Here is a 12,694-nt window from a genome sequence, read left to right as displayed (position 1 = left end):
AATACATAGACGAGCAGGCGAGCAGACGAGGAAGAGTGGAGAGGTGAGGTAACCGCGGCGCGGGCGGAAGGGCCGGGTTTCTAGCATAATGACGCTCTTATGATGCTCTTATGATGCTCCGGTTCGTGTTCGCCGCGGCCCTGATCGTGGGCGTCCTGCTCCCCGAGCTTGCCGACCGCACCGTTATATACATGGCGGCACTGTTTTTGGCCGTAGGGTTTCTTTACCGGAGTAGTGTCAGGTGAGAGTGGGTACGGCTCCCCCGAGAGTAGTGAAACAGGAGGAGAATATGCCCTACGAAAAGATTACCGAGCTGCCGAAAGGCGTCAAGGACAACCTGCCGAAGCCGGCGCAGGAGATCTACAAGGAGGCCTTCAACGGCGCGCTGGACGAGTACGGCGAGGAGAGCCGCGCCCACCGGGTGGCCTGGAGCACCGTAGAGACGAAGTACACGAAAGATGAAAACGGCGAGTGGCGCCGCAAGGAGGACCGCTAACCCTCTCGCCTCTCCGGGTGGAATAGCATAGACGTGGAGACGGACTCGGATCGCGCGGCGATGTGCCGTAGCTCGCCCTTGACGCGGAGCCGCTCCTCGCTACCCGGCGGAAACTCACCATAGAGCCCCTGCAGCCGCCCGCGCTCCTCCTCAAGTATCCGGATCAGCCGTTTCAATCCCTGCAAAGAGGCGCGGTCCAGCTCGCGCTCGAACTCAAGATCCCGCGTGGATCTCGCCCATCTCAGACTCAGGGCGGCGGGGGATCTACCTACGCCCTCCGCCGGCTCCTGCTCGAAAAAATCCTGCGGGTTCACCTCCAGCACCCGCGCCAGCTTCCTCAAGGTGCCGAAGTGGGGCCGGGAGATCTTGCCACTCTCTATGCCGGAAACCGTCGTCGGACTAACCCCCGCCTCCTGCGCGAGCTCGCCCTGGGTCCACATCCGCGTCCTGCGAACCCGTATCAAATACCCGCCGACATCCCGCTCCTGCATCGCCTTCTTCTCCCGCTCCCTGACTCCCGCAATTCCCGTAATCGTAAGCCCGTGACGAACATATTAAAACACGAGATTAACTGGAAAAATTTCGTAAATTTCTGTAGAAAAGCTGTTGAAAAACTGTATTAAAGGGCTATTATGGGATCGTAATCGGAGGAAGCCCGCGAGGATGCGGGGGAGTACAGAAGGAGGCGGATATGCTGAGTCCTTTCAGGGGTTTTATGGACACGCAGGGTGAGATGAACCGGATGTTGGACGAGATGGTCGGCAGGTTTGGCCGGCGTCCGGTCCGGCAGGCGCAGCCGGAGTTGCTGAGTCCGGCCACGGACGTCCTGAGCCGCGGTGGGGATCTCGTGCTCAGGTCCGAGCTGCCGGGCGTAAAGCAGGACGACCTGGAGGTTACGCTTTCCAACGGGGTACTGACCATCTCTGGCGAGCGCCAGGACGAGCAGGAGAGTGAGGGCTCCGGGTATCATTCCCGGGAGTTGCACTATGGCTCGTTTAGCCGCAGCTTCAGGGTTCCCGACAACGTTAGCGGCGGCGACGTCCACGCCCGCTTCGACGACGGCGTGCTGGAGGTGACCTTGAAGGGCGCCGCCGAGGTGCGGCAGCCGGAGCGCATCCGGGTCGAGGGCTCCGAAAGCTCGCAGGGGCAGGTCGAGGGTTCCGAGAGCTAGAGAGTCCCCACGGGCTCCATAGTGGGTTTGTAGAGGAGGGCCGGATACCTCGGCCCTCCTCTACGCGTTTACGCGCGGGATACGTGCGGTGCGCGGGGGCAGTCCACGGGTCACCCCACGGGCCAGCCCTCAAGCGTCCAGCCCATGTTCCAGAACATCCACTCGTAGCGGGCGGCGGTCTCGAAGGCGCGCCCGGCCTTCTCCCGTTCGGGTCCCGAGAGCTTCCTGCCCGCACGGTCGGTGAGGTCGAGCACCTCCGAGACTAGGGAGTCGAAATCCTCTCCCGCGTAGGTCCGTATCCAGTCGTCGTATAGATCCTCCGGGGAGCCTTTCTCGGCCAGGGCGTCGCCTACCTCGCGGTAGATCCAGTAACACGGCAACACGGCGCACAGGGCTTCTGGATACGGCTCGAGGGCCGCGGTCCTCAGGAGATAGCTCGTGTAGGCCAGGGTGGTCGGGGCGGGCTCCGCGTCCCCTTCCGAGACCCCGAGCCCGGCCAGCAGGCCGCCGTGTAGCTCGCGCTCGACGACGATGGCTCCCCCGGCGTGCCGGTTGAACATCTCCAGCGTCTCGCCCTCGCCGGAACTCACGCCGACGAGGCTCAGGGCGCGGGCGTAGTCCGCCAGGTAGAGCGCATCCTGGGTAACGTAGTGTCTGAAGCGGTCCCCGGATAGCGTGCCGTCGGAGAGCCCGGCGAGAAACGGGTGGCCGAGTATCCGCTCGTACACGGGCCTGGCGCGGCCCCACAGCTCCGCGGTGAACCCGGTCCTCTGCTCCGGTAGCGTGTCGCGCAATGCGGCTCCTTTCTCCGCTTCCACTATCGTTACGGAGTCTAGCGCAGGGAAGGAAGGGCTCCGGCGAGGGTGGGAGTAGAGTTCAGCCCTTTTTCTTCGAGCGTTTGGCGGGGTCGAAGCCCCGGCGCTCCATCGAGCCCCAGGACTGGTTGTTGCGCAGGAAGGAGATTATGGCGAGGAACCTCCACACGGTGACGAGCTGGCGGTAGCCGAAGTTCTCTATTACGCCGTAGAAGGTGAGCTTGGCGAGGTCTTTCCAGTGCGGGTACCGCTTGAGCCGCAGCTCCTCCATGAAGATCGCCCCGACCGAGAGCACGATCCCGAGTCCCACCGCGACCAGGAAGAATGCCGCGGCGAAGGCGAAGCTCAGGTAGCCGAGCGCGAGGCCGAGGGCAAAGGCCGCGTAGCCCGTCAGCTCTATCACCGGGCCCAGAAACTCGAAGAACAAGAAATACGGCATCGCGAGCATCCCGACGGTGCCGTATCGGGGGTTCATGAACATCCTGCGGTGCCTGACGAGGGTGTCTATGAGGCCCCGGTGCCAGCGGTCCCGCTGACGGCGCAGCACCTTCACGGTAGCCGGCACCTCGGTCCAGGCGACGGGGTCCGGGATGAACTCTATGCGGTAGCGGCGGTTCTCCTCGCGCAGTACCCGGTGCAGCCGGGTGACGAGCTCCATGTCCTCGCCGACGGTGTCGTGGACGTAGCCGCCCGCCGCTATGAGGTCCCGGCGGCGGAACATGCCGAACGCCCCCGAGATTATGAGCAGCGCGTTCAGCACGCCCCAGCCGGTGCGCCCGGCGAGAAAGGCCCGCAGGTACTCCACGATCTGGAAGTTCGGGATCGCGCTCCGGGGGGTGCCGACCTCGACGACCCTGCCGGAGTCGACCTCGCAGCCGTTGGCCACCCGGACTATGCCGCCGACCGCGGAGACGTCGGCTGACTCGATCATGGGCCGCGCTATGCGCAGGAGCGCGTCTTCTTCGAGGATTACGTCGGCGTCTATGCAGCACACTATCGGGTAGTTCGCGGCGCAGATACCGACGTTCAGGGCGTCGGCCTTGCCGCCGTTCTCCTTGTCCACCACGATCAGGCTCTCGGAGGCCGCGGCGTAGACCGCCTTTATCGGCCTGGTCTGTAGCTGCTTTCTTACCGGCTGATCGGATTCCGTCAGGCCGAACTGCTCCCGGAGTATCTCGATGGTCCGGTCCGTCGAGCCGTCGTTGACGATCACGACCTCGAAACTCGAGTAGTGGAGCGCGAGAAAGGAGCGGACGCTGGCCGCTATGGTTGCTTCCTCGTTGTAGGCGGGGACTATGAGCGAGACCGGGGGCGCGTACTGCGAGACCATCAGCTCCGAAAGGCCCGAGAACGCCTCCCGCCGGGCGTAGTCCGAGATTTTCACGAACGACATCAGGTACAGAAAGAGGTAGAACCCGTTTATCAGGAGAAAGTAGACGAGTATCGCGTAGTTGACCCACAGGATGAAGCCGGCGACGCTCAAGACGCTCAAGACGCCCGGTTTTCTCCGGGTTTTCCGGGGCTCTGGCTTGAGGTATCCGGCTCTGTTCCGGCTCCCTTACCCTGCGCTTGCACGATACCCTCCAGCATCCTCTTCTCCTCGCCTTCCGGCATCTCCTGCAGGAGGTCGTGGAGGTGCCGGGTGACGCCGCTGGCGGCCAGCGCGGAGAGCGCCGCCCGGGCCCTTTCTCCCCGGGCGTTCTCCAGCGGCAGCTGTCTGATGAAGCGGCGGGTTATGCCTCTCCTCTCCAGGGTGGCGGCGGCCCGGTCGCGGGCGTAACGGTCGGGGGAGCCGAGCAGGCCGACGAGGGCGTCCTCGCCGGGGCGTCCCATGTTCGCGAGCGCGCCGGCCGAGGCCGACCTCACCCACCACTCCCGGTCGGCGACCATCTTTTCCAGTACGGGTGCCGTCTCGGGCTCCCCGATGGAGCCCAGGGCGTTGGCGGCCTGGACCCGGACGGGCCACTGCCTGTCGCCCGCCGCCTCTACCAGCAGAGCCACGTCCTCCGTGTCTCCGATCATGCCCAGCGCCCGGGCGGCCTGGGCCCGGATGTCGGGTTCGTCGTCGCCCTGGACGGCGGCCCGGAGCGCCGGGCGAGCCTCCTGGGCCCGCAACCCCCCGAGCACCCGGGAGGCGAAGGCCGGTCCGTACGGGGCTCGTTCCCCACGGGACCCTGCCCGGGGCACCGCGGCCTCCTCGAGCAGCGCCACCAGCGGGGCAACGGCGGGCCGGCCCACGCGGTCCAGGTTCTCCGCGACCCGGAGGCGGGTCAGCTCTGATGGGTCGTCCAGGGTGCGGACCAGGGCCTCGACCGCCGCCTCCGAGCCTATGCGGGCCAGGCTCCGGGCCGCCACGGCCCGCACCGTCTCGTCCTCGTCCGCGAGGAGAGCCGCTACCGCCGGAGCCTCGTCCGGCCCGCCGAAGTAGCCCAGCCGCTCCACCGCCCGGGCCCTGCGCCACCTGCCCCGCGAGGAGAGGTCGCGCAGATACTTGTCGAGCAGCCCCAGCTCCCCCGCGAGCCCGGCTATGCGGAGCCTCTCCGATCCCCGGAGCACGTCCATGCGCTCCACCATGAGTGGGGCCAGATAGCGATCCCTATCGCCTCTGTGAAGGCTGTGAAGGCCGTGCAGGCCCGAGGAGTCCCCCTCGATGAGGAAGCGTTCTAGGTCCGGCTCTATCTGTCTCCGCCGGGATTTCCGGAGGAGGTTTCTCGCATGACGGGCGGACTTTACGCCCGCCGTGGCGAGGATCAAGGCGAGTATCAGAAACGCCATGAGCGCCACCACTATCAGCATCACGTACGATATGTCAGAGCTAGATCCATACATCCCGGCTAGATTGTCGGACGTTGTCTACTATATTTATAGTGTCCGGGAACTCTATGAGACCCTGACAGGGCAAATTGTATCGAGTACAACCAAATTGTGTACAAATCGCGTACATCAGGATGCTTCACGCCCGTGAGGTCTTGTGATGAGGAGGGCTTTGGTATGGAGTTGGAAGGCGCCAGGATACTCGTGGCCGACGACGACAGGGTGGTGCGCCGCATCGTCACCGTGAAGCTTTCCGGGCTCGGGTGTGAGATCGAGGAGGCCGAAGACGGATGGGAGGCGCTGGATCTTCTCGAGGAGGAGGCGCCGGACCTGCTCATTACCGACAGCCTGATGCCCCGGATGAACGGCCTGCAGCTGGTGCGCAGCGTGCGGGAGAGCGAAGGGTTTGCCGGGTTGCCGGTCATAATGCTCACCTCCCGCCACGGCGAGCGCGACATAATCGAGGGGCTGGAAGCCGGTCTCGACGACTACGTGGTAAAGCCTTTCTCGCCGGACGAGCTCGCTGCCCGGGTGCGGACCGTGCTGTGGCGCGCCGGTAGAAGAGGCTAGCCCCGGACCCGGACCGGGGCTCTGCCAACCGCCGGGCCGGGTCCGCCAGGTACGCCGCGAGCCGCACGTCCGGTCTCTGGCTCGAAGCCGCTTGATCCTGCCGGAGGCTGCCGGTGGTTACCAGCGGTTACCGGAGGTTACCGGCGGGGGGGATGTACGGTAAAGGTGGAGCCTTCTCCGGGGGCGCTCTGCACGGAGACCCGGCCGCCGTGCTTCTCGGCTATGTGCCGGACTATGGAGAGCCCGAGTCCGGTGCCGCCGGTCTCCTTGGAGCGGGCCTTGTCCACCCGGTAGAACCGCTCGAAGAGCCGGGAGAGCTTGTCCCGGGGGATGCCGATCCCGGTGTCGGACACGCTCACGGAGATTCCGCCCCCGGCGGCGTCGCCTATCACCTCGACCACGCCGCCGGGCGGGGTGTACTTCACGGCGTTGTCCACGAGGTTGGTAAACATGGAGGTGATCTGGGTCTCGTCGCCCTCTATGATGTACCGGGAGGCTTCGCCGTAGCGTTTCCAGCGCAGATCTATCTCCTTGCCGCGGGCGACCTGTCTCATGCGAGCGAGCACCACCATGAGTACGGAGCGCACGTCCACGGGCCGGGGGTCCGGGACGCCTTCCTCGCTTTCGAGCCGGGCGAGGTCCAGCAGGTCGGAGATGAGCTGGTTCATGCGGCCGGTCTCGCTCTTTAGCTGCTCGGCGAAGAAACGGGCCTGCCCGGGATCATCGTCGAGCACCTCCAGCAGGCTCTCAGCGAGGAGCTGGAGGCTCGTGGCGGGGGTCTTTAGCTCGTGGGAGACGTTCGCCACGAAGTCGCGCCGCATCCTGTCTACCCGCGCGAGCTCCGCCGGGGTTACGGGCTCGGAATCTTCGCGCCGTCGCGCCAACTCCTCTAGCTAACCTTTCCCGGACGGCCGCCGGACGCCGCTACTCCGCGATCCCGGTCGAAGATACCGGGGAGCTCTCGGGGCCGTCTTCCGTATCCTCTGCGGGCCGGGCCTCGAAGCGGTAGCCCCGGCCCCGGACGGTGGATATGTACTCGTAGCCGGAGCTCTCGGAGAGGGCGGCCCGTACGCGGCGGACGTGAACGTCTATGGTACGGGAAGATCCTACCCCGGCGTGCCCCCAGACCTCTTTGGCGAGCTCCTCGCGGCCTTTGAGCTCGCCGGGGGCGGAGGCCAGCGCGACGAGCAGCTCGAACTCCTTTAGCCGGAGCTCCACCGGCTCCCCCTTGACCCGGGCGACGAAGTTCTTGGTGTCGAGCTCCAGGTCCCCGGCCTCGATGATCCTGCCCCGCCCGCCCGGGGACTGCGCGAGGCTCCGCTTGAGGTTCGCGCCGATCCTGGCGGATAGCTCCTTCATGCCGAAAGGCTTGGTCACGTAGTCGTCCGCGCCGGCCTCGAAGCCGCGCACCTTGTCGTCCTCGGCGTCCTTGGCCGTGATCATGACTATCACGACGTCGTTATCCTCTGCGCGGACGCGGGAGCACACGTCCAGCCCGGACTCCCCGGGGAGCATGATGTCCAGCAGGATGAGATCCGGCCTGGACCCGCGCGCGAGCTTCAGGGCCTCCGAGCCGGAGGCCGCGCTGCTTACGCTGTACCCCTGCCGGGAGAGGTTGTAGGAGAGGGTGTTGAGTATCACCGGATCGTCTTCGACGATCAGGACCTCTACCACGGTATCCGCCAAAAGGACCACCCCGCGTCGGTTGAGTAGCTCGAGTAGCTGGCGCCTACGCGCGGAGTATAAACCGTAGCCGTTTACACGGTCATCCTGTCTCTGGCGCGCGGAGGAATATAGGCCACGGAGCCGGGCTCGCCACGACGACCACCGACTGTTCACCAAAGCCTCCCGCAACGGCAAGACCCCGCCCTCTCGCCCCGCAAAGCATCTACAATGCCTTGCACTCTCACAAAACTGCGAAAGGAGAGACGAGTGGCCTATCTGGAGGGACGTCTACAGAGACACGACACCGGAGATGAGGGCGAGCACACGGGCTACGTCCTGCGCGTGGAGGTCGAGGTTTCCGCCGTACAGAACGTGGAAGAGCTAATAGACGAGCAGGTAGCCATAACCGGAGAGGTGGAGCTCGTGGACTACCCCGACAGGGGCAAGGAGCTGGTCTTTATAGCTACCTCCGCCGCTGCGATAGAAGAGGAAGCGGAGGATGCGGAAGAGGACGAATGATTATAGGATGAACACGCCTACCATAAGAGCAAGAAGAGCTTCCCGATGGTCAGAGAAGCCCTTCTCAGCGACCGGCTATCAGGGAGCTCTTTATGGCTATTATCTCAAAAACCACCGTTTGTGAAGCAAGACTACGGTTGCCTCGGCATTCCTTTCCTCTCAGGGTTCTCTACCCACTCTCCGACTTGTCTTAGGAAAGCCCAGATGTCGTCGTCCTCTACTTCAAATAGCTCTGGGCGCGTATTCATAAGGTCTAGAATCCAAGGAACCCAGGACTTTTTTCCTGGCTGGTCTGTCAGTGAGTGCGTTCTACGAAACCAGTGTTCGAGCTCTCCCACGGGTACGATAAATATGCCATACTCGGCAGTGGCGTTTATGAGGTTTTGTGTATCCTCTCTGTCGCTGCCTGCCAAGCCCCCAATACCGACATCCTTCATATCGAGACCACCACGTTCGAAGGCTTGCTTTACTCGGCTTCTGAGAGTGTTCAACGAGTCTCTCGTAGCTTCTGGTACTGCTGCCGATCTCAGCAGATTGCTAAAATCATTGGTCTTAACAATGTCGAGATCCGTAATGGCAGCTGCCGGAATCCCCATATTACGCAAAGGTTCAATGATGCGCCGCAGCGTGGACTTTTCGTAGGCGTTAACGAATAAAGTGTCTGACGCGCCTCCGGCTCTAGCCTCTAGAAGGTGGTTATTGACTTCTTGGTAGATCACTCGGTCAGTATCATTTTCCGAGACTACAACGCCCTCGTAAAATAACCCGCTAAGAATTCCCGTTGACCGCAATAGCGGGACGCTAGTTAATTCCCGGAGTTCATCAGCCGGAAGATGTCTGGCGCTAGCAGAGCCATTTTTGTAAGTTAGCCGGACGACGTTTACATCACCGGCTTCTACGCATCCCATTAGAAACTCCGAACTGTGCGTAGAGGCAAAAACGTTGGCGCCACGTTCAGCGGCTATCTTAGTCATTCTAGATCCCAGCTTGTTGACTAGCACCGGGTGCAAGAACGCCTCTGGCTCGTCTACCAACATCACTCTATAGTCGTCGCTCAATAGTGTTGCGACCAGTCCAGTAAATGCTTTGACCCCGTCACTTTTTTCGTCTATCAGTACATTTTCAGAATGATAAGCTCTTGTACGATCATCCCAGTTTTGCTCTTCGGAAGAATCTTCAGGTGGCCTATCAGCGAATCTAATACGAAGTTGGCCTATGTTGGTTGGGTCTAGTACAAAGTATTCTCCAAAAGCCTCATAAGTGATTTCCCGCATGCGTGCTCGGGCGTCTGGATCTTGGAACACAGCCATTAAGTGATTCTCTGGTTCAGCCATCAAGTCTCCCGCTGGTTGCGGCTGCGTTAGCTGAAAGCGGGATAGACCGTCCAACCTTATAAGAAATAGTGCTAGTAAGTTGTGGAACACATCTCTTATATCGGGATGCCCATTAGTTGTCGCAGTGCTGACCTGCCTCATGGACTCCTTGATGTGATGAGGCCTAACCCAGCCTGCAGACCTACCTGAACTAACTCCCGCAGGTCTAGGACGACGTACAAAAACAGTCCCGGGACCACCAGAACTATGTTCAGTGGGTGGCGTAATTTCCCTTTCTTCGATCGTTCGATCTATCGCATCCGCATCCATGTGCCGAGGAACGATAGAAGCAATGATTTTGGTATCTGGCATTTGCTGCTCTACTATGTATTGCTCCATCTCTCTTAGCAACAAGCTCTTGCCTGAGTTATTGGGGCCAACGAAGATAGTTACAGTACCAGGGTCAAAGCCCAACGGTGTAGCTCCTGAGGCTGACCCAAACTTCAATTCAACGTAGCTCAACATGTGTGTAAGTCTACGTCATGATATTTAGTTTTCTTTAAATCAAAAACGAGCGTTCGTGAATCGTCTACCGCGTTTCTGTTCCAGATAAGCTCAAACTATCAACATACGCTCCACAACCCGTATCCTTTTCCGCGTCTCGTAATTTAGCCGAAAGAAGGGTTTAGGTATGGTAGATCTCGCGTTGCTCTTGTTGAGGGCGCTGTTGGCGCTGGTGTTCGTGTCGCATGGGGCGCAGAAGCTCGTGCCGGGGGTCGGGGGCTCCAGCCCCGGGCACGAGGCGTGGCGGTTCGAGCAGGCCGGTATCCGCCCGGCCCGCGAGATGTCGCTGCTTACGGGGGTGCTGCAGCTCGGGGCCGGGGCGCTGGTGCTCCTCGGGCTCCTGACGCCGCTGGCCGCCTTCGTGCTGGGGGCCACGATGGTGGTCGCCGCGCTGAGGGCGCATGACGGCCGGGGGTTCTTTATCCAGAACGGCGGATACGAGTACAACGTGGCGCTCGCGGTGGTGTCGCTGGCCTTGATCCTGGCTGGAGCGGGATCTTACAGTCTGGATGCCGCGCTCGGCCTGTTCTGGTAGCCTCCGGTATTCGCTGAAAGCGGCGGCGGCCGGGAATGGGCCGGGTATGAGTGGGGAGGAAGGATGACGCTGCAGATACGGGCCGACACGGTCACGGTACATCCCGAACGTACGTTCACCATAGCTCGCGGCTCCTCCGACGCCTTCGACAACGTCGTGCTGACGGTGAGCGAGGCTGGTCACACTGGGCGCGGGCTCGCGGCCCCGAGCGGGCGTTACGGTCAGGACGCCCGGGGCGTCCTCGAAGCCCTCGAAAGCGTGGAGATAAGAGACCCCTGGGACCTGCGCGGGACCTTGATGGCGAACGCCCATCTGCCGTCCAGCGCCCTCTGCGCGCTCGACTCGGCCCTGCACGACCTCGCGGCCCGCAGGCTCGGGGTGCCGGTATACCGGCTGCTTGGGCTCACCGGGCCCCGGCCCACCACCTCCTACACCCTGGGCATAGACGAGCCCGAGGCGACCCTCGACCGGGCCCGGGAGCTCTCCCGGTATCCGGTCCTCAAGGTCAAGGTTGGTGGGGCGCGGGACATAGAGACCGTGCGGGAGGTCGTTCGGGAGACCGGGGCCGAGGTCTGGGTGGACGCGAACGAGGCGTTCGCGCCGGACGAGGCCGCCGAGGCGGTGCGCGAGCTCGCCGGGGCGGGGGTGGTCATGATCGAGCAGCCGGTACCGGCCGGCGCGGGGCCGGAGGCGTTTGGCCGGGCCGCCGGGGCCTCCGGCGGGGTGCCCGTGATCGCTGACGAGAGCGCGCTGGTCGCGGCCGACGTGCCGCCGCTCGCCGGATACGCCGACGGGGTGAACGTCAAGCTGTCGAAGTGCGGCGGCATCCGGGGGGCGCTGGAGATGATCCACACCGCCCGCGCCCACGGGATGAGGGTCATGCTCGGCTGTATGGTCGAGGCCTCGCTCGGGATCGCCGCCGCGACCCAGGTCTCGGGGCTGGTGGACTACGTGGACCTCGACGGCGCGCTGCTGTTGGCGGATGATCCCTTCGAGGGCCTCGAATACGAGGGCGCGAAGATAACGGTGCCGGACCGTCCGGGTCTGGGCGTCGACCCGGTTCCGGAGGGCTCGTGAAGCTGCGCCCGGAAGGCGACGCGCCCCGGCGGCGCTACGCGGTGCTGGCCGAGGGCTGGTTCGCGAACCGCCACGCGAAGACGGCCCACGGCCTGCTGCGCTACGGGCGCGGCGGTCCGGGAGAGGTCGTGGCGGTAATAGACTCCACGCTCGCCGGCGGCCGCGTCCGCGACGTGATCGGCGGCGTCCCCGAGGAGCGCGACGCCCCGATAGTATCCACCCTGCAAGAGGCGCTGCTCCACGAGCCGACCTCGCTCCTCGTCGGGCTCGCCCCGCCTGGCGGCCAGCTGCTGGAGCCCTGGATGCGGCTGCTGCGCCAGGCCGCGGAGGAGGGGATCGAGATCGTGAGCGGGCTGCACCAGAGGCTCGCGCCGGAGCTCCCGGAGGCCCGGGTGTGGGACGTGCGCCACGCGCCCGAGGTGCCGATCTTCTCGGGCGAGGGGTTCGCGGTGGAGCCGAAGGTCGCCCTCGCCGTCGGCACCTCCTCAGCCGTCGGCAAGATGACGGCCACCCTGGAGGTCGAGCGCGCCGCCCGCGAGCGGGGTATCTCCACGGAGTTCGCCGCCACCGGACAGACGGGGGTCGTGATCTCGGGCTGGGGCGTCTGCGTGGATGCGGTGGTCTCGGACTTCGTGGCCGGAGCCTCGGAGCAACTCGTGCTGGAAGCCGCCCGGACGGAGCCGGATCTCATCCTGGTCGAGGGCCAGGGCTCCATAGGTCACCCGGCCTACTCCGGGGTAACGGCCGGGCTCTTGCACGGCTCGTGCCCGGACTGTCTGCTCCTCTGCGCCGACGCCTCCGACGAGCCCATAGTGCCCGGGGTCCCGAGGCCCGGCCCTGCGGCCGTCGCCCGCATTTACGAAGCGGTCGCCGGTCTCGTAAAGTCCGCGCCCGTCGTCGCCGTCAGCGTCAACACCGCCGGGCTCGACGAGGAGGCCGCCGCGCTGTTCGTGGACGGGGTCGCCGCCGAGACCGGGCTGCCGGCGGCCGACCCGTTCCGGGGCCCGGCCTTTGGAACGGGGCCGCTGCTGGACGCGATACTGGCCTCCCCGAAGACCTCGCCGGCCGGTGAAACAGGGCATTAACGGGGTGTAAGCGGTTCTCTACGGCGGTTCCACACTTCTCCGCGTTTGACAAGCATCCGGGTATGTTAGA

15 protein-coding genes are annotated in these 12,694 nt (G+C 64.0%); 8 read left to right on the top strand and 7 right to left on the bottom strand.

Features of this window, described 5'->3' with window-relative positions; all coding sequences use genetic code 11:
• The first annotated feature begins 110 nt into the window (after positions 1 to 110).
• Positions 111 to 245 carry a hypothetical protein gene (locus tag ABD53_RS17770; protein ID WP_268778261.1) on the top strand — a complete coding sequence of 45 codons (135 nt, stop codon included), beginning with the start codon at positions 111 to 113 and terminating at the stop codon, positions 243 to 245.
• A 44-nt stretch (positions 246 to 289) separates the two neighbouring features.
• Positions 290 to 496 (top strand): ChaB family protein, encoded by a 207-nt coding sequence (locus ABD53_RS02215; protein WP_047864037.1) that lies wholly within the window; start codon positions 290 to 292, stop codon positions 494 to 496.
• On the opposite strand, the gene ABD53_RS15575 is transcribed toward ABD53_RS02215, so the two are convergent.
• Complete coding sequence (locus tag ABD53_RS15575) at positions 493 to 987, bottom strand: helix-turn-helix domain-containing protein (protein WP_053057564.1); 495 nt, start codon at positions 985 to 987, stop codon at positions 493 to 495. The two genes, ABD53_RS02215 and ABD53_RS15575, sit on opposite strands and share 4 nt — an antisense overlap.
• A gap of 200 nt (positions 988 to 1,187) precedes the next feature.
• On the opposite strand from ABD53_RS15575, the gene ABD53_RS02205 reads away from it, so the two are divergent.
• Positions 1,188 to 1,667 (top strand): Hsp20/alpha crystallin family protein, encoded by a 480-nt coding sequence (locus tag ABD53_RS02205; protein WP_047864036.1) that lies wholly within the window; start codon positions 1,188 to 1,190, stop codon positions 1,665 to 1,667.
• Between the two features lie 110 nt (positions 1,668 to 1,777).
• On the opposite strand, the gene tenA is transcribed toward ABD53_RS02205, so the two are convergent.
• The 3 genes from tenA to ABD53_RS02190 form a co-directional block, all read right to left on the bottom strand.
• Positions 1,778 to 2,461, bottom strand: a complete 684-nt coding sequence (gene tenA, locus ABD53_RS02200; protein WP_053057563.1) for a thiaminase II — start codon at positions 2,459 to 2,461, stop codon at positions 1,778 to 1,780.
• An 82-nt stretch (positions 2,462 to 2,543) separates the two neighbouring features.
• Complete coding sequence (locus tag ABD53_RS02195) at positions 2,544 to 3,974, bottom strand: glycosyltransferase family 2 protein (RefSeq protein WP_200900245.1); 1,431 nt, start codon at positions 3,972 to 3,974, stop codon at positions 2,544 to 2,546.
• Positions 3,971 to 5,278, bottom strand: coding sequence for a HEAT repeat domain-containing protein (locus tag ABD53_RS02190; RefSeq protein WP_047864034.1), 1,308 nt, complete (start codon positions 5,276 to 5,278; stop codon positions 3,971 to 3,973). The genes ABD53_RS02195 and ABD53_RS02190 overlap by 4 nt, the downstream gene beginning before the upstream one ends.
• A gap of 195 nt (positions 5,279 to 5,473) precedes the next feature.
• On the opposite strand from ABD53_RS02190, the gene ABD53_RS02185 reads away from it, so the two are divergent.
• Positions 5,474 to 5,866 carry a response regulator gene (locus ABD53_RS02185; RefSeq protein ID WP_047864033.1) on the top strand — a complete coding sequence of 131 codons (393 nt, stop codon included), beginning with the start codon at positions 5,474 to 5,476 and terminating at the stop codon, positions 5,864 to 5,866.
• Between the two features lie 137 nt (positions 5,867 to 6,003).
• On the opposite strand, the gene ABD53_RS02180 is transcribed toward ABD53_RS02185, so the two are convergent.
• On the bottom strand, positions 6,004 to 6,750 hold the full coding sequence (locus ABD53_RS02180; protein ID WP_053057562.1) for a sensor histidine kinase: 747 nt from the start codon (positions 6,748 to 6,750) through the stop codon (positions 6,004 to 6,006).
• Between the two features lie 40 nt (positions 6,751 to 6,790).
• Positions 6,791 to 7,552, bottom strand: a complete 762-nt coding sequence (locus ABD53_RS02175; RefSeq protein ID WP_053057561.1) for a response regulator transcription factor — start codon at positions 7,550 to 7,552, stop codon at positions 6,791 to 6,793.
• Positions 7,553 to 7,798: 246 nt separating this feature from the next.
• On the opposite strand from ABD53_RS02175, the gene ABD53_RS02170 reads away from it, so the two are divergent.
• Complete coding sequence (locus ABD53_RS02170; protein ID WP_047864032.1) at positions 7,799 to 8,050, top strand: hypothetical protein; 252 nt, start codon at positions 7,799 to 7,801, stop codon at positions 8,048 to 8,050.
• Positions 8,051 to 8,181: 131 nt separating this feature from the next.
• Here the strand turns inward: ABD53_RS02170 and ABD53_RS16340 are convergent, their stop codons facing one another.
• Positions 8,182 to 9,837, bottom strand: coding sequence for an AAA family ATPase (locus ABD53_RS16340; protein ID WP_160309601.1), 1,656 nt, complete (start codon positions 9,835 to 9,837; stop codon positions 8,182 to 8,184).
• 217 nt (positions 9,838 to 10,054) lie between these two features.
• On the opposite strand from ABD53_RS16340, the gene ABD53_RS02165 reads away from it, so the two are divergent.
• The 3 genes from ABD53_RS02165 (at position 10,055) to ABD53_RS02155 (ending at position 12,624) form a co-directional block, all read left to right on the top strand.
• Positions 10,055 to 10,462 (top strand): DoxX family protein, encoded by a 408-nt coding sequence (locus ABD53_RS02165; RefSeq protein ID WP_047864031.1) that lies wholly within the window; start codon positions 10,055 to 10,057, stop codon positions 10,460 to 10,462.
• Positions 10,463 to 10,525: 63 nt separating this feature from the next.
• The gene (locus ABD53_RS02160) at positions 10,526 to 11,539 is read left to right on the top strand and encodes a dipeptide epimerase (protein WP_047864030.1); all 1,014 of its coding nucleotides are present in this window, start codon (positions 10,526 to 10,528) and stop codon (positions 11,537 to 11,539) included.
• Positions 11,536 to 12,624 (top strand): DUF1611 domain-containing protein, encoded by a 1,089-nt coding sequence (locus ABD53_RS02155; protein ID WP_053057560.1) that lies wholly within the window; start codon positions 11,536 to 11,538, stop codon positions 12,622 to 12,624. Before ABD53_RS02160 ends, ABD53_RS02155 begins: the two co-directional genes overlap by 4 nt.
• Positions 12,625 to 12,694: the final 70 nt, after the last annotated feature.

The organism is Rubrobacter aplysinae (genome assembly GCF_001029505.1).
GTDB classification, from domain to species: domain Bacteria; phylum Actinomycetota; class Rubrobacteria; order Rubrobacterales; family Rubrobacteraceae; genus Rubrobacter_A; species Rubrobacter_A aplysinae.
This window is presented reverse-complemented; position numbering and strand designations above follow the sequence as displayed.